The sequence below is a fragment of the Methanocalculus sp. genome, assembly GCF_030651615.1.
Lineage (GTDB): Archaea > Halobacteriota > Methanomicrobia > Methanomicrobiales > Methanocorpusculaceae > Methanocalculus.
Window position 1 is genome coordinate 1 of sequence record NZ_JAUSCG010000151.1, and the last position, 21,384, is coordinate 21,384.

Annotated in this window: 21 protein-coding genes; 12 read left to right on the plus strand and 9 right to left on the minus strand. The window is 52.7% G+C overall.

The features are described 5' to 3' along the window. On the plus strand, positions 1-523 hold a 523-nt coding region (locus tag Q7V06_RS06570; protein ID WP_370650820.1), incomplete at its 5' end, for a DUF1890 domain-containing protein. Then, a complete protein-coding gene (locus Q7V06_RS06575) occupies positions 511-795 on the plus strand; it encodes a DUF1894 domain-containing protein (protein WP_304839772.1) in 285 nt (94 codons plus the stop codon). The genes Q7V06_RS06570 and Q7V06_RS06575, both read left to right, overlap by 13 nt. A gap of 3 nt (positions 796-798) precedes the next feature. Here the strand turns inward: Q7V06_RS06575 and Q7V06_RS06580 are convergent, their stop codons facing one another. Beyond that, entirely contained in the window at positions 799-1,335 is a 537-nt protein-coding gene (locus Q7V06_RS06580; protein ID WP_304839775.1) for a HEAT repeat domain-containing protein, read from the minus strand. Between the two features lie 106 nt (positions 1,336-1,441). Here Q7V06_RS06580 and Q7V06_RS06585 point away from each other — a divergent pair, with 106 nt between their 5' ends. Beyond that, positions 1,442-2,602: a deoxyguanosinetriphosphate triphosphohydrolase family protein gene (locus Q7V06_RS06585; RefSeq protein ID WP_304839778.1), complete on the plus strand. Its 1,161-nt coding sequence runs from the start codon at positions 1,442-1,444 to the stop codon at positions 2,600-2,602. Here Q7V06_RS06585 and Q7V06_RS06590 read toward each other — a convergent pair. Then, positions 2,558-3,922, minus strand: a complete 1,365-nt coding sequence (locus tag Q7V06_RS06590; protein WP_304839780.1) for an NAD(P)/FAD-dependent oxidoreductase — start codon at positions 3,920-3,922, stop codon at positions 2,558-2,560. The two genes, Q7V06_RS06585 and Q7V06_RS06590, sit on opposite strands and share 45 nt — an antisense overlap. Positions 3,923-3,934: 12 nt before the next feature. After that, complete coding sequence (locus tag Q7V06_RS06595; protein WP_304839783.1) at positions 3,935-4,876, minus strand: hypothetical protein; 942 nt, start codon at positions 4,874-4,876, stop codon at positions 3,935-3,937. Positions 4,877-4,967: 91 nt separating this feature from the next. Here Q7V06_RS06595 and Q7V06_RS06600 point away from each other — a divergent pair, with 91 nt between their 5' ends. Both Q7V06_RS06600 and Q7V06_RS06605 read left to right on the plus strand, forming a co-directional pair. Then, complete coding sequence (locus Q7V06_RS06600) at positions 4,968-5,714, plus strand: DUF128 domain-containing protein (RefSeq protein WP_304839786.1); 747 nt, start codon at positions 4,968-4,970, stop codon at positions 5,712-5,714. A 224-nt stretch (positions 5,715-5,938) separates the two neighbouring features. Further along, entirely contained in the window at positions 5,939-6,643 is a 705-nt protein-coding gene (locus Q7V06_RS06605) for a glucose-6-phosphate isomerase family protein (RefSeq protein WP_304839789.1), read from the plus strand. Here Q7V06_RS06605 and Q7V06_RS06610 read toward each other — a convergent pair. Beyond that, complete coding sequence (locus tag Q7V06_RS06610) at positions 6,609-7,367, minus strand: NAD+ synthase (protein ID WP_304839791.1); 759 nt, start codon at positions 7,365-7,367, stop codon at positions 6,609-6,611. The genes Q7V06_RS06605 and Q7V06_RS06610 overlap by 35 nt on opposite strands. Positions 7,368-7,496: 129 nt before the next feature. Continuing rightward, positions 7,497-8,006: a hypothetical protein gene (locus Q7V06_RS06615; RefSeq protein WP_304839794.1), complete on the minus strand. Its 510-nt coding sequence runs from the start codon at positions 8,004-8,006 to the stop codon at positions 7,497-7,499. A 120-nt stretch (positions 8,007-8,126) separates the two neighbouring features. On the opposite strand from Q7V06_RS06615, the gene Q7V06_RS06620 reads away from it, so the two are divergent. From Q7V06_RS06620 to cofC, 4 genes are read left to right on the plus strand one after another with little or no spacing between them, the layout of a single operon-like run. After that, on the plus strand, positions 8,127-9,029 hold the full coding sequence (locus Q7V06_RS06620) for an RIO1 family regulatory kinase/ATPase (RefSeq protein WP_342766206.1): 903 nt from the start codon (positions 8,127-8,129) through the stop codon (positions 9,027-9,029). A 6-nt stretch (positions 9,030-9,035) separates the two neighbouring features. Then, positions 9,036-10,991, plus strand: coding sequence for a DUF460 domain-containing protein (locus tag Q7V06_RS06625; RefSeq protein ID WP_304839797.1), 1,956 nt, complete (start codon positions 9,036-9,038; stop codon positions 10,989-10,991). After that, positions 10,984-11,841: a thiamine-phosphate kinase gene (thiL, locus tag Q7V06_RS06630; protein WP_304839799.1), complete on the plus strand. Its 858-nt coding sequence runs from the start codon at positions 10,984-10,986 to the stop codon at positions 11,839-11,841. The genes Q7V06_RS06625 and thiL overlap by 8 nt, the downstream gene beginning before the upstream one ends. A 47-nt stretch (positions 11,842-11,888) precedes the next feature. Then, positions 11,889-12,533 carry a 2-phospho-L-lactate guanylyltransferase gene (cofC, locus tag Q7V06_RS06635; RefSeq protein ID WP_304839802.1) on the plus strand — a complete coding sequence of 215 codons (645 nt, stop codon included), beginning with the start codon at positions 11,889-11,891 and terminating at the stop codon, positions 12,531-12,533. Between the two features lie 3 nt (positions 12,534-12,536). Here cofC and cofE read toward each other — a convergent pair whose 3' ends face one another. Genes cofE through glyA form a run of 4 tightly spaced genes read right to left on the minus strand, consistent with a single transcriptional unit; the run spans position 12,537 to position 16,184 of the window. Beyond that, positions 12,537-13,304, minus strand: coding sequence for a coenzyme F420-0:L-glutamate ligase (cofE, locus tag Q7V06_RS06640; RefSeq protein WP_304839805.1), 768 nt, complete (start codon positions 13,302-13,304; stop codon positions 12,537-12,539). Continuing rightward, positions 13,301-14,116: a dihydropteroate synthase gene (folP, locus tag Q7V06_RS06645; protein ID WP_304839807.1), complete on the minus strand. Its 816-nt coding sequence runs from the start codon at positions 14,114-14,116 to the stop codon at positions 13,301-13,303. The genes cofE and folP overlap by 4 nt, the downstream gene beginning before the upstream one ends. After that, positions 14,098-14,943: a bifunctional methylenetetrahydrofolate dehydrogenase/methenyltetrahydrofolate cyclohydrolase FolD gene (gene folD, locus Q7V06_RS06650; protein WP_304839810.1), complete on the minus strand. Its 846-nt coding sequence runs from the start codon at positions 14,941-14,943 to the stop codon at positions 14,098-14,100. Before folD ends, folP begins: the two co-directional genes overlap by 19 nt. Further along, entirely contained in the window at positions 14,940-16,184 is a 1,245-nt protein-coding gene (glyA, locus tag Q7V06_RS06655) for a serine hydroxymethyltransferase (RefSeq protein ID WP_304839813.1), read from the minus strand. The genes folD and glyA overlap by 4 nt, the downstream gene beginning before the upstream one ends. 120 nt (positions 16,185-16,304) lie before the next feature. Here glyA and Q7V06_RS06660 point away from each other — a divergent pair, with 120 nt between their 5' ends. The 3 genes from Q7V06_RS06660 to Q7V06_RS06670 are packed head-to-tail and all read left to right on the plus strand — an operon-like array spanning position 16,305 to position 21,127. Next, positions 16,305-16,928, plus strand: coding sequence for a hypothetical protein (locus Q7V06_RS06660; protein ID WP_304839816.1), 624 nt, complete (start codon positions 16,305-16,307; stop codon positions 16,926-16,928). A 25-nt stretch (positions 16,929-16,953) separates the two neighbouring features. Next, a complete protein-coding gene (smc, locus tag Q7V06_RS06665) occupies positions 16,954-20,397 on the plus strand; it encodes a chromosome segregation protein SMC (RefSeq protein WP_304839818.1) in 3,444 nt (1,147 codons plus the stop codon). Next, positions 20,390-21,127: a ScpA family protein gene (locus Q7V06_RS06670; RefSeq protein ID WP_304839821.1), complete on the plus strand. Its 738-nt coding sequence runs from the start codon at positions 20,390-20,392 to the stop codon at positions 21,125-21,127. Before smc ends, Q7V06_RS06670 begins: the two co-directional genes overlap by 8 nt. Positions 21,128-21,384 lie beyond the last annotated feature (257 nt).

Genomic DNA, 21,384 nt, shown 5'->3' on the forward strand with positions numbered 1-21,384 from the left:
GATAGATCCCCTCGGCAGATCAGAATTGTTTATTCGATATGAGAACCCAGAACATCAGAGAGAAGTCTCAATGACAGGGGAAGCACTCATTATACTTGGATGTCCCGAGGTGCCGGTACAGCAGGCACTCGCGCTCTACTCGGCAGACAAACTCAATACTGCCGGATTTGATCTCACCATCGCCGGAAATGGTGCGGTGTTGAACCTTCTCCGGGTATCTGATCCGAAGAAGATGTACATCCGCCAGATGGTGGAACTTGAACGATGCATCGAGGAGCTCTCCTCAGAGACGCGGAATCCCGATCTCTGTATCGTCTTCGTTCATAACGATGCAGGGGTTGCCTATGCCTCCTCGATCAGGTACCTCTTCAAAGGCCGTCTCGTTGTCCTGGTCTTTGGAAAGGATGCAGAAGAACGTGCAGCAGAACTCACGATCCCCTGCGAGATGATCGTAGATGTTGCTGTACATAATCCCGGTAAACTGAAGAGAAAACTTGATGAGGTGATGGGATGGGGTGCGTAGAGAACCTTGGGTATGATGTCCTCCTCTCGATGGCATCGTTTAAGGAATGCCGTGAGTACATTGAGAAGCACTATACCGAGATCTACTATGTCGATCCCGGATTCAAGCTCTTTGAGAAACGGATGATCGGAATCCCCCCGATCGCCATTGCACTTGAAGGATCAGTGGTTATCCTGCCGTACACCAAACCCTGCCATGGAACCTTCCTCCTCAGGGTGGATTCTGAAGAAGCAGCAGCGATGATCAGATCAAAGGCACGAAAAAAGCCGTAAACATCATCCTTCAGTTCGTTCTGATAAAGTCCTGAGTGCCTCCCATGCGGCATCCTGGACAATATCCTTTGGATCATCGAGAAGCGGCCGAATCTGCTCAGCAACAGATGGATCTCCGATCTTTCCGAGTGCCTCTGCTGCTGCTGCCCGCACCTCCCCCCGCTCATCCAGAAGAAGATCACAGAGTACAGGTATTCCCCGGGGATCACGAATCTCCCCAAGTGCCGATGCAATCCCCTTCCTTACCCAGCGATCAGCCCCGGGCAGGGTTGCGATGAGTGGCTCAACAGCAGATGAATCGCCAATTACTCCAAGAGACCGGATCACCACATACACAAAATCGCTCTCTGGATCAGTAAGAGACCGAATAAGTGCAGATACCGCTATTGGATGGTGAATCTTCCCAAGCTCAGTTGCTGCCTTGATTCGATAGGGGATACTTACGTGTGTCAGCTGATCGATGATGATCCCCATATTCCGATCCTCTCTGAGCACCCTCCTCTGCACAATCTCCATCTCGTCCTCTTCTCTGATATCCATCAATACACCCCTTGATCTCCTTCTCTTCCTGTCAAGAAGTAAAGGTATTGGTCATCTGGCAGATCCGTCACCCTGATTATCTGTCAGGGCGATCTCTTCTCATACCATGATCCCGCCAGCAGATCTCCTCCGGAAGACCGATTGCTATCTTCATGAACGGGAGGCCCTCTTCTCTCCTTCAGCCACAAAGAGCAGTGACGCCGTCCGGAGATACAAGAGAAAAAGCGAGGATATCAGAACCCCCTACTCACGTGACTCCGACCGCATCCTCCATTCGCGGGCATATGCACGGTACATCGATAAGACCCAGGTCTTCTCACTCCTCGAAAACGACCATATCACCCATCGCGTCCTCCATGTCCAGCTCGTCTCAAAGATTGCCAGGACCGTCGGCAGATCACTCCGTCTCAATGAGGATCTCATCGAAGCGATCGCGCTTGGCCATGACATCGGCCATATCCCGTTTGGCCACTTCGGTGAGAAATGCCTCTCTTTGATCTGCGAAAGGGAGGGGATCGGATCGTTTCGGCATAATTTACAGGGGGTCAGGTTTCTTGATGAGATCGAGGATCTCGATCTCACGCTTCAGGTCCTCGACGGTATCCTCTGCCATGACGGTGAATCACAGGCGACCGTCCTCTCACCGGTCCGGATACCCGATGATGATGCTTTTGCAATCTTTGACCGGAAGGTGAGAGATGTTGCAGCAGGAGATCCTGCAATCCCGGCGACGCCTGAAGGGTGTGTTGTTCGCTTCTCAGATACTATCGCCTATATCGCGCGTGACCTCAGGGATGCAGCCGAAGTCGGATTGATCCATGATTTCACTGATCTCCCCCCTGATATCAGATCGATCCTTGGTGAGAACGAGGGAGAGATCATCAACCGGCTCACCCTTGATCTGATCACGACAGGTAATGTCAGTATCGGCTTCTCAGAAGCGGTTGGCTCCGCCTTAAATCTGCTGAAAAAATATAATTATGAACATATCTACGAACATGAGAAGACGAGGGGACAGGATCGGATCATCAGGACGATGTTTGAGGTCGTCTTCACCACGCTCAAAGAGAATCTCGAAGATGAAGAACGTAACTCAAAGATCTTCACAGATTATCTGGATACCCCCTGGATATCCTCAGAATATAAGAAATCCATCTCTGATGCAGGGGTGGTCCGGGATTTCATCGCGGGGATGACCGACCGGTACTTTGAGCGGCTCTACTCATCTCTTGTCCTTCCGAAGAAGGTGGAGTCCTATCGTCTCTGAGATTTCTGTCTTCTTTTTGAGGTGTCCTGCGATGTACCTGATCGTTGCATACATTCCATCTGATGTCGGATGCACCTCATGAAGCTTCGCAAGATCCTGTACCTTGACACCCTTCTTTGCCATGTATGCAAGGTACATCCCCATCACTCCGGCAGCCGGGGACGCCTCGGAGAAACTGAGGATTCTTCCATCATCCGGATTCACTTTGAGGCAGCTGATGCCGGTTCTCCGCTCAGGAACAGACCAGAAAGTTCCGGGTCCTGCCGGACCGGGGAGGCTGATTGTCACCCCTTCATCCTCCCTGCTCTCGCACCAGGTATACTCGTACCCGAGGCTCATCGATTGGGGGATATAGGAGAGATCAGCTGATGAATCCCGCCCAAGTGCTGCATCGGCAGCGGCAAAGCCCTGAAGTCGGGCGACCGGGGTGAGGCAGGGCTCACCGATCACATCCCCGCATGCAAAGATCCCGGGAACACTCGTCTCCATCATCGAATTTACTAAAATCTCCCCATTCTTACCCTTATCAACTCCGCGGATCATATCGCTGTTTGGCTTGAGTCCGGCGGTTATCAAAACAGAATCAAGATTGAGGACTGTTCCATTGAAACGAAGACCGGTGACCGTATCATCCCCGATACAATCAGAGATATCCGCATTCTCATGGATGATCACCGTATCCAGATCCTTGAGCGCCTCTTTTCTCAGGCGGAGAGGGATCTGATGCAGAAACTCACTTCTGCAAATAATATGGGTTTTTACTCCAAATGATGAGAAGATATAGGCAAACTCGGCTGCCATCACTCCTCCGCCGATGATACCGATCCGATCCGGCAGTCTCTTCATCTGTTTGAGGGTGTGCGGTGTAAAGATGCCCGGAAGGTGGATGCCGGGAATATCCGGTAGTACCGGGCGTGATCCGGTGGCGATAATGATCTTCTCTGCATCGAAGATCTTCCCGTTAACGTAGGCCTTTCCCTCTTCTAACCGCCCTTCTGCTCCATAGATGATCTCGACACCGGCACTTCTCGTCTCATGGTCAAGGATGTCACCAATTGTCATCTGGATCCCGGTCAACTGTGCGAGGAGCTCTGGAAAGTCAACCTCCGGGACACCGCGTGTAATACCTGAGCGTGCGGCAAGCCGGGCTGATCGGATCAGGCGGGCGCAATCGTTCAGTCCACAGACCTGCATGCATCCGTCATGAAGGCACTGACCCCCAAGGAGCCGCTTCTCGACAAGTGTCACCTTTTCTCCCGCCCCGGCTGCCCTGATCGCTGCCATCCTCCCGGCAGGTCCCCCTCCAAGTATCAGTATCATCAGATAACACCTTTAAAGGAGCTCGACACCTTCATCCATCGGCTCAGCAAGGATCTCACCGGTGACTGCGTTCACCTCAACGATATGCTTGCCACGGATCTGCCATACAGGGACATATACCAGCCAGATCTTCTGTTGAATCTGATTCCGGGACGGCTTGAATGTCTTCTCCTCAGAGAAGATGGCATCCCCGCTCTCAGTCTTGATTCGAACTCTCTTTGACAGGGTTTCGATGAGTGATGAGATGACCTTTTCCTCTGCCTCTTTCATGCTGATTGCAGGTCTGACGAGTTCGGCATCACCCGGAATATCCCTCTCAACTGCCACCTCGGGATCGATATCCTGGGGGAGACCATTGATCGCACTGATGGCACCGTCTCCCTCCGCATCAAAACTGATCTTCTTTCCTTTATACGAGGTGTCGCCGGTACACTTGTACTGGTAAGCCCAATGGGGGATCAGTCTGAGGTTTGCTTTTCCCCTCTCGCCTGAGATACGGATCGCCTCCTCTGCCCCCGCGCAGATGGGGAGACTGTTTATACGCCCGGCTGTTGGTGAATCTGGAGCTCGTGGTGTATCAAGCCTGCCTTTTGGAATTGCAGTCCATCGAATTGAGTAACGCTCTCCCTTTATTCGTGCTACCGAAGCATCGCCCGCGTGTCTCCCCAGATCCTCAAAATTCCAAAGGATTCCCTCGCTCGTAGCGATCCTGGGATTTTGGGTGAAGATCAGTTTTTTGCATGGGATCTTCTCACCCTCTTCTTCCAGGATGTAAGGCTTTTCATCAAACTTCGAAGCCCGATTGGGATCATCTGTGCAAAGAGCAAGAATGCATTCATTTCCTGCGAGTGCGGAGAGATCGAAGGGATCTCCCTCCTCTTCGATATCATACCCCGCCGTCTCAAGGATCCTTCTGATCTCCTGAATGGCACGTCTCCTCACTGAATCATCCATACCCATACAGGTGTCTTGGTAAAGAACAACATTTCGATCTATGTCAGAGAGGGAGCGAAGGGTTTATTGAATCTAAATCGAGATGTACGTTATGGAAGCCCCTCTGAAATTTATTAATAACCTGATCCTCGAATATTCTATGCAGGTAACATACAATCCGCGTGATAATGAGGGGCAAATCGTATATAATCTCTTCCTCATCCCTGAAGTGGAACGCGAATATACTATAAAAACGCTGAAGCGTGTGATGGCAGCTGGTATAACCGTCAGTGATATGGTTCGGTTTATCGAACCCGGGGAGTCGCTTGATGACTTTACCGTTTCTGAGGGTATGCTTGGTATCTGCACAGTATGCAGCATCACCCTGGATGGCATTCTGCTGAGGCGTGGCATTCCCACAAGACAGATCGGTGGAGGCGTCATTGAGGTCGAAAGCAATCAGCCACGCCGGTTCACTCATATAATTCTCTATGAAGCAACAACATTTGACCCACTTCAGTTGATGGCTTCTCAGGATCTCACCTCGGTAAACCGGGTTATAATGGATGGAAACGGTTATATCCTCGGAAATATCCGGGAATGCCATATGGAGGCCGAATCGCTCCTCCATGAAGTCCTTGATGATTGTGCGTCAAAACACTTCTCCGGCATCCTTGAGGTCGGTATGCCCAATGCTCCGCTCCTCGGGGTGCCTGTAAGCCCGCAGTACCTTGGTGTGGTCGCACTTGGGGGGACCAATCCGTTTGCCGCGATGAAAGAGGAGGGTCATCCGGTTATTACGCAGGCATTTAAAGGATTGATGGATAGCAGACTGATGAATCCAATCTCTTACTACTGATCCCGGTTTCATGATCGGCGCGGCTGACCTGGGATGCTATGAACCTGGATTGAGGTATAAAAAGAGGATTCTGGCTGGTACTGTTTTGTATTGCATGTACTGACTGAGTCTGGTTTTCACCCTGCCTTATGGTTGCAATACCCTATAATCGCTATTCTGAGGTTTATCATCGTTTTTCAGTATAGTGCTGGTTATTATATATTTTGCAGTCAAATGAAAAAGTGATGGATATCTGGAATGGCAATCTTCCTGAACCCGAGGTCAGGACCGTAGAAGATATGCGTGGTCTCCTTGCATATCCCCGTTGCGAAGTATCGGGTCCTCTCTACTATATGTACCGAAATCTTGCCCTGTCAGAAGAGGATCGGGTCCTCCTTGTTCATGCTAAGATCCGTTATGATATCACTATGATCACCGCGGGTTCGGTCTGTGGCGAATTTATCAAGACGAAGGGACATTATCACCCGGAGAATGAGATGGGTGTTCCTTATCCCGAGGTCTATGAAGTGCTATCCGGCCGGGGGCATTTTCTCCTCCAGTCAGTCGATCTCAATACAATTATCCTTCACCCTGCATCGGCCGGAGATAAAGTCCTAATTCCTCCCGGATTTGGGCATGTGACCATCAACCCGGGAAATGGTCCCCTTGTCATGGCAAATATCGTATCCGATACCTTCTCAAGCGATTATGCCTTCTTTGAAGCATACCGGGGTGCAGCATACTATGAGACAGATGACGGTCTGTTTCAGAAGAATCCTCTCTACAAAAGGGTTGCGGACCTCCGAATTCATGAAGCTGTTGATCACCCGGAGATCGGAATTGTACGGGAGACTCCGCTCTATCACCTCATCGGCGACCCGGTGATCGGAGAGGTCATGAACCATCCTGAACGTTTCACAGAGATCTGGGAGCAATGCCTGCGAGATTAAGGGCGGGCACCCGTTTATGCGTGCTCTTCTTTACCATAGAGAGGACCCGCTCCTCCAGGTGACCGTCAGCCTTCCATCCATTCAGTTCGAGTGATTCGAGTGCAGAATCAAGCTCAGGGTACGTTATACCGATCTCATCTTCATCGCTCTGACCCGGCCAGAGTCCTGCGGATGGCTTTTTACTGATGATCGCCCGGGGGATCTGAAGAGCCTCAGCAAGGAGATAGATCTCTTTTTTATAAAGGTGGAGGATCGGCTGAATATCAGCTGCGTTATCTCCCCATTTTGTACAGTACCCGATCAGGTACTCGGTCTTGTTTGATGTCCCGGTGACGAGACGGCCTGTCCGGTTTGCATGATAATAGAGGAGGGCCATACGGGTGCGGGCCATCAGGTTTCCGATAGTCTGTGGATTATTCTCAAATCCATCGATTGACCGATATGCATCGATGATCCCATCGATTGGTATGGTCGTCAGAAGGACTCCCAAACGGGAACAGAGCTCCTGTACATCCAACTCATCCCCGTGTGGAGTACTGACAGACGGAAGGAAGAGTGCGGTGACCCGCTCACCGCTCACTGCTCCTGTTGCAAGGGCAAGGGCAACAGCAGAGTCAACTCCACCTGATACTCCGATGACGACACCATCTGCCCCGGCGGACCAGACGGCATCTCTGATGAGGTTCTCGATACGTATCTTCTCACAGTCAATCTCGCATTGCATAACTAATCAGGGATAAGTCTTTTTTATTAGTTATTCTTTGGGTTTCTCTCCCGACTTCCGAATCGACTCTCCGATGTGGGATACGGCATACAGGGTGGAGGGGTGGCGGCGTGAGAATTTGGAGAGTATCTATCTGAGATCAGATTCAAGCCCGACTTCATCACTCATATCTTCATCACCCGAAAGCTCAAGGAGTGCCGCGTAGAGGTCCACCTCCTCAGTAGGGATGGTTGCAAGCGGTGATATCCCCCGTATCTTATCTGAGGGATCGGCACCTGTATTGAGGATGCGGGAGATATCCCCTGACACAAAACCAGTCAGGGTGGAGACTGCATCATCATCAAGGGTGTTGCCAAGCGCAATAGCGGTCAGTCCGGTATCGGAAGAGAGGCTGATGATCTCAATATCCCTTCGCCCTCTGGTGATCGTCTGTAGCAGATGGAGAAGAGTGGCTGTTTGTCTCCCTCCATTCAGGGGGACGCCGATCCTGTCCCCGTGCCGCAGCCAGCGTTTCTTCCGAATCTCCCGTTTGACCTTCCGTTCAAGGTCCTGGATGAAATGCTCTCTGCAGAGATGAAGGCCGGAGTATGCCTGAAAATGGATCGCATCCTTTTTACACCTGCTGCATCGGTGGATCATGCATGGTTATCGGTCATCTATCCTGATGAAACAGATGGTCATCTCTCAATGATCTCCCAAGTTGGCTAAGAGGGTTGATCCGATCCACATGGTAGCTTAAAACCGATCTTCATCATGGTCATGATGCCTGTACTTTTTCTCTTCATTCTTCGAAGAGTACATACAATGCCCCTCTCCGCCGACATGGTACGGGAACTCCACAAATACGAGTACACGATCCTCTATGCGATTGAACGTCTGATGAAACGGTACAGCTGGGTTCCTTTCGATGATCTGAAGCGCGTAACGCGTTTATCAAAGGGTGAACTTGAGTACCGCCTGGGCAATCTGATGCAGAAAGACCTCGTCCGCTATGAATCGGTACCCTATCCGGGCTACTCGATCGTCTTCTCGGGGTATGACTGCCTCGCGCTCCATACACTTGCAGGACGGGGGACGATCTCGGCACTCGGCTCTCTTATCGGGGTTGGAAAAGAGTCGGAGGTCTATGAAGCTCTTGGTCTTGGGGTGATCATCCTGAAGTTTCATCGCGTCGGTCAGCACTCGTTCCAGTCGGTTCGTCTGAACCGGGAGTATATGACCGATGCCAGCCACTGTCCATGGATCTTTGCATCGACACTCTCTGCTGAGCAGGAGTTTGAGGCACTCCGTCGTCTTACCGGGAAGGTGAGGGTGCCTGTTCCGATCGATCGGAGCCGTCATACAATCGCTATCTCATATGTCCCCGGAGTCAACCTGAATCAGTGTACGCTTGAAGATCCTGTTCCCGTGTATGAGGAACTGATGGAAGAGGTGCGAAAGGTCTATGAACTTGGGATGATACATGCCGATCTCTCGGAGTACAATGTAATGGTGAACGAGGACCACTGCTGGATCATCGACTGGCCTCAGTGGGTCTCTGTGGACCACCCAAATGCAGATGAACTGCTCAGCCGTGATATCGGAACAATCGTCTCGTTCTTCAACAGGAAATACCGGATGTCCCTCACTCTTGAGGATGCCCTCCGCTCTGTCACCGGGTGAATTGCTATGCGTGTGTATGGGATCGATATCGTCAGGGGGTCGGTCCGTTCCCAGTCTAAGCGCCCTTCTTTTGCCCTCTGCCGGATTGATGGTGAGACGATCGTCTCCGAAACCGAAGTTTCTCTCTTTCGACTCCAACGTATTCTTGAGTCTGAAGAGCCCGATCTCCTGGCCGTTGACAGTCTTCAGGAGGTGGCAGCAGATACAAAGGAACTCTACTCTTTCCTTCAGGCACTTCCGCCAAAGACCAGTCTTGTCCAGGTAACCGGTGGAGGGGATCACCGCGAGAGCCTTGCACAGGTTGCCGGAAGATATAATCTCACCTTCAACAGGTTCGATCCCTTTGCTGAGGCGAGGACCTCTGCACAGGTCGCCCTGCTTGGTGCCGGAAGCCGTGTGGTCGCATTTGCTGATACCTGTCTTGTCACCGTCTCACGCAGGAGATCCCCCGGGAAAGGGGGGTGGAGCCAGAACCGCTATACCCGAAAGATCCATGGTTCTGTCAGAACCAGAGCTCGTGAGATCGAGATGAGTCTCGTTGATTCGGGGCTGAAGTATGATAAAAAAGAGTTTCTGGCTTTTGGCGGTCATTCCCGTGTCCTCTTCCTGATCCATGCACCCCGAATACGTGTTCCGATCAGAAACTACCGGGGATCTGATGTGCAGGTGTCTGTCACCCAGCCACGACTTGAACGGATACAGTTCATCCCCCAGACGAAGAAACCCCAATATCTCATCGTCGGAGTAGATCCCGGAACGACGATGGCAATCGCCCTCCTCAATCTTGATGGTGAACTGGTTCATCTCTCAAGCTCCCGTGTCACTTCGGTCTCTGAAGTGATCTCAGAGATTACTGCACATGGTCGCCCTCTGATCGTCGCATCAGATAAAAAAGAGATGCCGGGGACGGTAGAGAAGATCAGGCGGTCATTCAATGCAGTTCCGTTCCTTCCAAAGAGTGATCTCTCTCTCTCTGAGAAGTACGAACTTGCAGGTGGCATTCATTCTACAAATGACCACGAACGTGATGCGTATGCAGCAGCACTGGTCGCCTACCGGAATATTAAGAATAAGTTTGCAAGCCTCTCAAAACGCATCCCCTCAGGTGTTGCCCTTGATGAAGTGCGTGCCCGTGTTATCCGGGGCCGCTCTCTCGAACAGGCGCTCTCCGATCTCTCGCCTTCAGAGGTTTCTGAGGTAGTCCCGGTGCAGGTGGAGACGGAACAGTATCCCGGTTCACGGCCTGGTCGCCCCCGGGAACAGGATGAGATGATCAGACGGCTCCGCTCTCTTGTCTCTGAACTCTATGCCGAGTCGCAGCAGAAGGATAGTGAGATCACCCGTCTCCGTCGTCTCCTTAAGACCGAGCGGTCGAAGAAGAAGGAGACGATCAGACGTGATGCCGAGGTTGCACGGCTGCTTGGGATCATCAATAATCAGAAGCGATACCTCCGGAAGGAGGAGAAGCGGAATAAAGGCTTGCGAAGACAGCTTGACCGGATGAAGACCTATGCGGATATGAAGTTTGGCGAAGACCAGGTTCCCCTGAAGGTGCTCGATTCTCTCTCTCGTGATGCGATCCGACGGTTTACAACAGAGATGGGGGCGGCATCTGATGACTGGATCTATCTCAGAAAGATTGATGGATGGGGGAAGAATGCCATCCGGGAGCTTGCTGATACACAGATAGCCGGGGTTATTGTGCCTGATGCCACGGTGATGACACCTGACCTTCTCAATGCGTTTCGGGAAACAGGAATTCCACTTATATCCGGCACATCCCTTGGCCTGCGTCTTCAGGGATCAATTGGGTTCTGTCTCCGTAGTGCTCTTGAGGAGCAGTATGCCAGATGGCAGGAGGAGCAGGAGCAGTATGAACGGGAGAAGAAGGCGGCATCGATCGAGGATCTCTTCAGGAGATACCGCTCTGAACGTGAACAGGAGGTGAGAAAGAGTGGATGATCGTATGCTCCTTGATCAGATCCGGGGGATAGTCGGAGAGAAGGAGACAGAAGATGACTGCTCGGTCATTCCCCTTGGAGATCAGTATCTTGTCGCAACGACTGATATGCTCCATGAGAAGACCGACTTTCCGGGAGGGATGACCGATTTTGAGATCGGGTGGATGTCAGCGGCGGTGACGCTCTCGGATATCGCCTCTATGGGGGCTGTTCCCGCTGACCTTCTGATGGCAGTCGGCCTTGACCGACCAGAACGCCTTGTTGGGATCACGAAAGGGGCGGCTGCCTGCTGTTCATCTGTTGGTGCACGGCTTGCCGGGGGTGATATCGATTCCCATACTGAACTGACGATCGTCTCGACCGCCTTTGGTTTCGTCCAAAAGGATAGAATTCTTAGGAGATCGGGTGCACGGCCCGGAGATCTTGTCTGTGTTACCGGCACCCCCGGTCAGGCGGAGGCGGGGCTGAAAGGGGACCCCCGGTTCTGGAAGAGTCTTATCACCCCGGTGCCCCGAGTTCGTGAGGGGATCGCCTTTTCTGAAGGTGGTGCGACAGCGATGATGGACCTCTCCGATGGGCTTGCCCTCTCGCTCTCTGATCTCGGGCGGGCATCAGGGGTCGGCTTCTCTCTTGATCCTGCGTTATTCCCGCTTATTTCTGATATGCCTGATGCTGAAGCACTCTTTCTCTTTGGTGGTGGTGACTTTGAGCTGCTTGCAACCGTTCCGCCTGATCGCTTCCCGATTGCGGGAGTGGATGCAACGGTGATCGGGGTGGTGACTCCGGAGCCGGAGATCCGATCAGGGGGGTGTCCCATTCCGCTTCGTGGGTATGCCCACCGGTGGGAGTAGCCTGATGGATCGATCGTTATTAATCCTCAATAAATCTACTTTGATCAATGTTCTTCCATGCCCTGATCCCGTTCAAGCCGATTAATCCAAAGACACGCCTCTCCTGCGTGATGAATCAGGAGGAGCGTGAAGCATTCGCCGCCGCCATGCTTGAGGATGTTATTACTGCTGTGAACCGCACAGGATGTTCGGCAACTCTCCTCTCTACCTCACCGTTTACCTGCTTAAATGCGCTCGTTGCAGTACGGAGCAATGGTCTGAATGAAGCGATTAACTGGGCACTCCCTCAGTTCCACTGTCCGGCGTTGATAATCATGGCGGACCTTCCGCTTGTGACCGCGGGAGCTCTCCAGAGGGTCCTCTCTACAGAGGCGGATATGGCGGTTGTCCCCGGTCGGGGTGGCGGAACCAATATTATCTTCTTAAAGAGTCCGGCCTGTTTCCGTGCGCAGTATTATGGATCGAGTTTTAAGAAGCATATGGCTGTTGCGAGGACATGTGGATTCTCTGTCGAGGTGATCGATTCGTTCCGGCTCTCGACTGATATTGATGAGAAAGAGGATATCGTTGAGGTGCTGATCCATGGACGGGGGAAGAGTAAGGAGTACCTGGAGTCGATTGGATTTGAGGTGGTTGAAGAGAAGGGGAGGGTGGGGGTTGTGAGAAGAGATTCCGGGGTGGAATCCCGATAAAAATTACTCTTCTTTCTTCTTCATCGCGCCCATAAAGAGACATTCATCAGGTGCGATCGTCTCGATCCCTTCACCGCTCCCGATTGCGATATCAAGCCCACGAACGATCACAACCGGAATACACTCGTTTGCTTCTCCCATCAGGAGTTCGGCAGTTGAAGCAATACAGTCTCCGATAGCGCGTCTGGTCACCTCAAGTGTCCTGCCGAAGAGGTCTTTCTGACCCCGGCAGTCACTCACCGCATCCATCCCGGAACAGCCGATGGTAACGCCGGAGACGCCAAGCCGCATCGCATGGGTCCGCGAGTCGATGACAAGAACCGCCACGCTCTTTTTCGCTCTCTCAAAGATCTCCTCTCGAATCCGGGCTGCCGAGGCATTTGGGTCAGCCGGGAGGGGGATGATCGTTCCATCCGGTGCGTTTGAACCGTCCACGCCTGCATTTGGGAGGAGTGTTCCGTCTTTTAAACAGAGGAGAAAACCCGGGATGCCGCCGATCACCTCATCGGACTCGGAGATGACCACCTCAGCGACCCTCGGATCCATCTGATACCTCTCTGCATACGTAACCGCCTCCTTCGAAGGAGTAACATCGGAGAGCCGGATCACCCGTCCCTCGGCGGTTGCAAGTGCGGATTCGGCGATGACGATGATATCTCCATCCTGAATGCCTCCCGCCTCGCCGGCTGATCCGATGATCCGGTCCGTCATATCATCTCCCGGCTCAATGAGGCCGGTCATGCAGCTATATGCAGTAAGAGCTTGTTTCATGGTCTTCTCCTGAGTACGCGTTCACTGACCCTGATTGCATCATAGGTCGGTACAATATCATGAGTTCTGATCATGCCTGCACCTGCCTCAATGAGGAGGGCGGTGAGGGCAAGGGTGCCAAATAACCGCTCTTCAGCTGGCTTTCCAAGGAGGTCTCCGATGAAACTCTTCCGCGATATTGCTCCGAGGAGCGGGCGATCAAAGACTGAAAATTCAGAGAACCGTCTGCATAGCTCCCAGTCATCATTAAAACTCCTTCCCGGAACCCAGCGGCCGATCCCCGGATCGAGGACCAGATCCACGATCCCATACTGCTCGCAGCGACCAAGCACCACAGCAAGTGCCGCTTTCGTCGCGTCGGCACCGCATGCGTCTCCCGGTGCATGTACTGCAGCCATTGCGATGACCGGAAGACCGCTGTCTGCTGCCAGGCGGGCGAAAGATTCGTCTGCAAGTCCGTGAATGTCATTGATCGCATCGATGTCGTACCTGAGAGCAACCTCAAGTGCTCCTGCATGCATCGTGTCAACAGAGATCGGGATGCCTGATCCAACAAGTTCAGACAGGGAGCGCTTCAGTCGGTCACACTCTTCGGAGATAGAGATGGGCCTGCTATCCGGTGCGGTGCTCCGTGCCCCGATATCGATGATCTCAGCCCCACGATCGATCATCATATGGGCATGGGCTGCAACTTCGCCTGAGGGAACAAATGATCCGTGAAAAAAAGATTCAGGGCTGATATTGATGACACCCATCAACCGGACCGGGTTGTCTCCCCCGATACCGACCCCGCCTATATGAGTCGTCTGCATGACCGCATCTGAGCTGCTGCGAAGGTGTTCTCCATGAGCGTTGCGATTGTCATGGGACCGACACCTCCGGGGACCGGGGTGATCGCAGCGGCCTTTGGCTCCACTCCGGCAAAGTCAACATCACCGCAGAGTTTTCCTTCTTCATCATAGTTTGTTCCGACATCAATGACAACGGCTCCTTCACTGACCATATCTGCTGTTACAAACCTGGCCCTGCCGACTGCCGCGATCAGGATCTCGGCATGTGACGTGATCGATCTCAGATCAACCGTCTTCGAATGGGCGATGGTGACGGTTGCATCGGCATTGATCAGGAGAGCAGCCATCGGGCGGCCGACTTCAATGCTCCTGCCGATGACGACCACACGCTTTCCTGCGGGATTAATGCCGTATTCAGCAAGTATGGTCATCACACCAAGGGGAGTGCAGGGTGAGAAGACTGGTGTTCCGGAGAAGAGTCTTCCAAGGCTCACCGGATGAAACCCGTCCACATCCTTCTCCGGAGCCACCGCCTCGATCACCGCATGGGTGTCCACCTGCGGGGGAAGCGGAAGCTGGACGAGGATGCCACTGATCATATTGTCATGGTTTAGTCTGTTCACCGCTTCGATGACGTCCTGCGTTGTTGCGGTTGCAGGAAGGTCTATTGCGATCGATCCGATGCCGACACGTTCGCATGCCCGGTGTTTCATCCTGACATAGAGTTGTGATGCAGGGTCTTCACCTACAAGAACGGTGGCGAGGCGGGGATAGAGCCCCGACTCGTCGATCTTCTCCTTGAGAAGCTCCAGCCTTTTCTCTGAGGTCTTCTTACCGTCGAGGATCATATTGCATCAGGGTAGAGAGGGTACCTGCCGGAGAACTCTACAACCTCTTCCTTCACCGATCTGATGATCATATCGTCTCCGATATGGTTGATAACCCGTCCAATCCAGTCTCCGATCAGCTTCATCTCGTCTTCTTTCATTCCACGTGAGGTGATGGTCGGAGTACCTACCCGAAGGCCGGAGGTGACGAAGGGGCTCCGCTTCTCGCGCGGGATTGTATTCTTATTTACGGTGATTCCGGCCTTTCCGAGTGCAATCTCTGCTTCAAGACCGGTTATACCATGGTCTGAGAGGTCGAGGAGGGCGAGATGGTTGTCGGTTCCACCGGAGCAGACCCGGAGGTTATTCCCGATAAGGGTGTCTGCGAGGACTTTTGCGTTCTTTACGACCTGTTTTGCATACTCGGTATAGGAGGGTTTGAGTGCCTCTTTGAAACAGACTGCCTTTGCGGCGATGATATGCATCAGGGGTCCTCCCTGAAGACCCGGGAAGACGGACTTATCAATTATAGGCCCATCCTCCTTTCTGCAGAGGATTGCACCCCCGCGGGGGCCGCGGAGTGTTTTATGGGTGGTTGTCGTGGTAAACCGACAGACATCGATTGGTGAGTTATGGATGCCGGTGGCGACAAGACCTGCAATATGCGCAATATCTGCCATGCAGATCGCTCCGACTTCGTCGGCGATCTCACCGAATACTTTAAAATCAATCTCCCGCGGGTATGCCGAGGCACCGCAGACGATCATCTTTGGTTTGACCTGCCGCGCCATATCGGCGATTGCTGCATAATCAAGGACCTCGCTCTCATAGTCGACCCCATAACTGTGCACTTCATACAGCTTTCCACTGATGTTGACCGGGGAGCCGTGAGAGAGATGGCCGCCCTGAGTCAGGCTCTGGCTCATGATCACGTCTTTTGGCTGGATAGTACCAAAATAGACAGCCTGGTTTGCCTGGCTGCCTGAGTGGGGCTGGACGTTAGCATGCTCTGCAGAGAAGAGTTCGCAGAGGCGGTCCCGTGCGAGGTTCTCGACCTCGTCATGGAACTCGCATCCACCATAGTACCGTTTGCCCGGATATCCCTCCGCATATTTATTGCACATAATTGAGCCGGTTGCTTCCATCACAGCACGACTGACGACGTTCTCGGATGCGATCAGCTCAAGCCCGAAGACCTGCCTCTGCCGCTCCTTCTCGATGATATCGGCGACTTCTGGGTCGTCGCGTTCAAGGAATGACATATAAATAGAAATGGTGGTAAAGAGGTAATATCCTTTCTTGTAATCTGTGAAGGCAAACCATTATCTTCAGGGAGTCAGATCTTAAAACAGAGGGGTTGAAGGCGAAGAATGGATGCACGTATGAAGTTTCTCGAACATGAGCTTGATGAGAAGGAACGGGAGTTGGTGAAGGTGAAGCGCGAGGAAGAGCCGGCCCGTGTCGCCGGAGGAGTACTGGATGAGAGAATAACCGCACTTGAGCGGAAGATGCGTGAGCTTGAGGCGATGCTCAAAGGGCTGATGGAGGAGACACTTGATCTCAAATCCGTCACGCGGAAGATCGCCCGGACTATTGAAGAGCGTGATCCTGATGCCGCATTTCCGGCTGAGGAGATCATACAGAGGGAGGTGCGCCCCCGGTCACGTAACTTTACCGAGGGCGAGGCGCCAAGAACGCGGGATCGCCGCACCTCTCCTCCTCCGGTAGCTGCACGTGAACCTGAGCCTGAACCTGAACCACCTGTTGACAACTCTGATATGGAGCTGATCATGCAGCAGGACGGCACGCTGAAGCCTGAGAGGCGGATTGCGAATGACTATATCGTTGCTAGCAGCGGGTATGCTCCTGCTACAAAGATGAAAGGGGGTAAGATCACAAGCAACATATATGAAGCCCCTGATGTTGATCCAAAGAGCGGCGCGGTCCTCAGCAAGAACAATAAAGACGATAGTCGAACGTCTGAGACGATTCGCCGCAGGAAATAATTGAGATAGTGAAGGAGTATGATCCTTGCATATAACCCAGCTTGAGATCGACAACTTCAAATCATTTGCCAGAAAGACAAGGATACCTCTTGAACCCGGATTTACGGTCATATCGGGGCCGAATGGTTCGGGAAAGAGTAACATCCTCGATAGCATTCTTTTTGCTCTGGGTATTACGTCAGCCCGTGGTCTCCGTGCCGAGCGATTAACTGATCTCATCAATTCGGGCTCTTCAAAGAATACCGCTGAGGTTATCGTCTCATTTTCTGACGGAACAAGAATTACTCGCAGAATCAAGCGAACCTCAAACGGATACTACTCATACAACTACATAAACGGGCGTCTCTGCAAACAGGGTGATGTCCTGACATTCCTCTCCCGCCACGGAATCAAACCTCATGGATACAATGTCGTCATGCAGGGTGATGTTGCCAGAATTATGGAGATGTCTGACGGGGAGCGGAGGAAGATCATCGACGAGATCGCCGGTGTTGCAGAGTTTGATCAGAAACGTGACCAGTCAATGACCGAGCTTGAGGTGGTCAGGGGGAGGATTGAACGCGAGGAGATCCTCCTCCATGAACTGATTGAACGCGAGGAGGTTCTCAAAGCTGAGCGGGAACAGGCTCTTGCATACCGCAGTCTTCAGGAGAAGTTCGATCGGTTTATAGCGATGAGGAATGTTGCACGTCTCCGTGAGAAGAAGCGTGAGGAAGTGGGAATCAACGATATGATCGCCGAACATGAGATCAGTATCTCCCGGATAACCGATGATATCGGATATGATGAACATGAACGGGCATTCCTTCGTGATGAGATGCGGGGGATCGACGAAGAGATCAGGCGGAGGAGCGGGCCTGATTATCTTCGTATTCTCTCTGAGATTGAAGAGTCAAAGGGGATCATCCGCCTCTCCGAACAGGGAATTTCACGGAATGTCCGTGAACGTGAGACGAACCTCGAAGCGATGAACCGAAAGTTTGCCGATATCCGTCGATCTGAGACGACGGTGAAGGAACGAACCGAAAGTATCAGAACCCTCTCGATCGATCGGGCAAACCTGGGGATGGAGCTCTCAACCCTGAAGGCAAAGAAGGAGAAGGTGGAGACCGATCTTGCTGCTGCAAGTGAGGATTCGGAAGGTGCACAGGCTGAGATATTCTCATGCATGCAGGCGCTTGAGGAGATGAAGGCAGAGCGCTCCCGCCTCCTCTCTGAGAAGGATTCGATCATCGAGAGGAGCAGGATAAGGGTCTCCGAGCGTGAAAGGCTCGCACCGCGTCTTCAGGCAGGCCGCGAAGAGCGGGCTGAAAAAGAAGGGGAGATCCGGGAGGCGAAGGCTGAACTTGAAGGTATCCGAAAGGAGCAGAAAGTACAGGATCAGCAGCTCTCAACTGTAGAGAAGAAGGCGATGACACTCCGGGGATCCTATGAGGAGGTCAGAACTGATCTCCGCTCTCTTGAACAGAAACTGATGCGTCTTGAGGCACAGCAGCAGGCACATGGTGAAGCGGGTGGTCGTGCGGTTGAAGCGGTGCTTGGCATGGATGGGGTGTATGGTACTATCGCGCAGCTTGGGAAGGCCCCCTCTGAGTATGCGACTGCCTTAAATGTCTCGGCAGGGGGTAAACTCAACCATGTCGTTGTAACAGATGATTCAATAGCAGCTGATGCGATTCGTTTCCTGAAAGAAGAGCGGCTTGGGCGTGCCACCTTCCTTCCGCTTGAGAAACTCCGGGTGCCGCCACCCCTTCCGCCGCTCACCGGTGACGGGGTGATCGATTATGCGATTCGGTTGATCGAATACGATTCCGCATATGAACGGGCTTTCTCACTCGTCTTTGGAACGACTGTCGTCGTTGATACACTCGAAAATGGGAGGAAGCTTCTTGGAAGGCACCGGATGGTGACTCTTGAGGGTGATCTCCTCGAACGGACAGGGGCGATGACCGGCGGGTCGCTGAAGCGGGATATGAAAGGGTTTGGTGCGGCGGTTGATCGTGAGGTCGCTGCTCTCGCAGGAAAACTCTCCGATCTGCGTCAGGAGGAGGAGGAGCTCCTTGCCTCGATTGCACGCCAGAATTCGGCTGCCGAGGCTCTCCGTGGTGACCGGCAGGCTGCAGAACAGAAGGCTTCACGCCTCGAACTGATCATCACCGAGTATGGGAAGCGGCTGTTACAGCTGGATGATGAGATTGCCGGACTTATAAAGAGCCTTTCGGAACTTGAAGGCGGAGATGCCGAGATATCAGCAGAGATTGCCGCTCTTGAGGAGCGTCTCGATGAGATCGCCGATTCGATCTCCGGGATGAATGGCCGTGTCGAGGAGATCAAAAAACGGATTGCAGAGTCTGAAGCACTTCGACTGGCTGAGATCTTCCAGGGATTGAAACGTTCCATCGAGGAGCTTGAGCGGCGTCTCCGGAACAAGGAGGCTGATATCTCCGATCTCCAGCGTGAACGGCAATATTTCTCAAAGCGGGTTGAGGAGCTTACGCTTGAGAAGGAGGCAATTGTTGAGGCTAATCTCCGGCTGGAATCTGAAAACCGATCGTCTGAAGAGCAGATTGCAGAAGCTCAGAAACGGATTCTTCTTCTTGAGGAGGAGCAGCGCTCGTTCTCGGATGAGATCGAGGTGCTTCGTCAGAAGAGGAGTGATGTTGACGAGCAGATTGCCACGATAGAGCGGAGGCTCACTCAGCATTCAAATGAGAGGGAGCGTCAGACCATACAGCTTGAAGCCCTCCGCGAGAGGCTTGCGACGGTGATCTCTGAGATCGCTGCACTCGCTCCTGAGACTGAGGAGATCGACTGCGAGCTCTCCCCTGAAGAGATCGAGGAGGGTGTTGCGATTACCGAGCGGCAGATTAAAAAGATTGGGGCGGTGAATATGCTCGCTATCGAGGAGTATGACCGGGTTGCTGTCAGGGTGGCTGAGCGGACAGAGAGAAAAGAGATCCTCTCCCGCGAACGATCTGATCTGATCGAGCGGATCGAAGGGTTCGAGCGGATGAAACGTGAGGCTTTTATCACTTCTTTCACTGCAATCGATATGAACTTCAGGGAGATCTATGCACAACTTGCAAGTGGACGTGGCAGGCTCGTCCTTGAGAATGATGAGGACCCGTTTGCCGGGGGACTGACCTTTGAGGTGCATCCCCAGGATAAGGAGGTGCACCGTCTGAATATGATGAGCGGGGGTGAGAAGTCGCTTGTGACTCTCGCTCTGATCTTCTCAATCCAGCGGCATATGCCTGCTCCCTTTTATGGGCTTGACGAGGTTGATATGCACCTTGACGGGGCGAATGTGGATGCGATCGCACGCATGATCCTGAGTCTTTCAACAGCATCTCAGTTCATCTCGATATCACTTAGAAAACCGATGATCCAGGCATCTGATCGGATCATCGGGGTGACCATCCGGCCTGACAAGAGTACACTTGTGACGGGTGTGAAGTGCAATGCCTGAAGAGCCCGTTGAGATCCTTCTTCGGATGGCAGAGAGCGGGGAGATTGATCCCTGGAACATTGATATCGTTCTTGTGACGGATCGGTTCCTTGGTGAACTTGAACGGCGGCGTGAACTTGATCTTCGAATATCCGGCCGCACCCTTCTCTATGCCTCCATTTTGCTTCGAATGAAGTCTGATGCCTTAATAGAGCCTTCTCCTGATCCCGTTGCTGATAATTCCGAAGAAGAGGCGTATGATGAGGAGCTCTTCTTTGACGGTGATGCAGATGGGGATGGATCTTCATCTCTCCCCGGACCTATTGAGGCTCTTGAACGTGAGATTCAGCGGCGCATCAAAAGGAAGGATTTCCGCACGCGGCCCGTTACTCTGTATGAGCTGATCACGCAGTTGAAGCTTGCAGAGAAGGAGGAGCGGCGGCGGCAGAGGCGCAAGAGTCTTCCTTTTGATGATGAAGACTCTCTGATACTCGCCGACGATGTCGTCGAGATCGCCCATGATGAGGCATATGAGGAAGTTTCAACCACCATATACTCGACGCTTCTCCTCCTTGATCCGGATGGCTCATCTCCGGTGCCCCTGTCTCTGATCGCATCTGAGATGGGGTGTGCGCTATATGATGTGTACATTCCGATCCTGTTTCTGATGCTCGATGACCGGGTGGATATTATTCAGGAGGAGTTCTATGGTGAGATCCTCATTGCGCGTACCCCTGCTCCGGCCCTCTGAATGTGGTGTTTTCGAAGAGATCAGATCTCCTGTGGGGTGTGGCATCTCATATTACGGGGTATTTCTGATCATCAAAAGGAAGATTATATATGCGAGATGAACCCACTTAATTAGGTCGCAGGAGAAGAGACAGCACAAAACGAGCGATAATCCTCTAGTCATTTCTGTCTCTACGCCATAATTTCAGATTATCTGGAAACGTGGCATCATTCCTCCTCAGGGTGTGGAACGGGGTTTTCCCGTTCCTCTCCCCACAG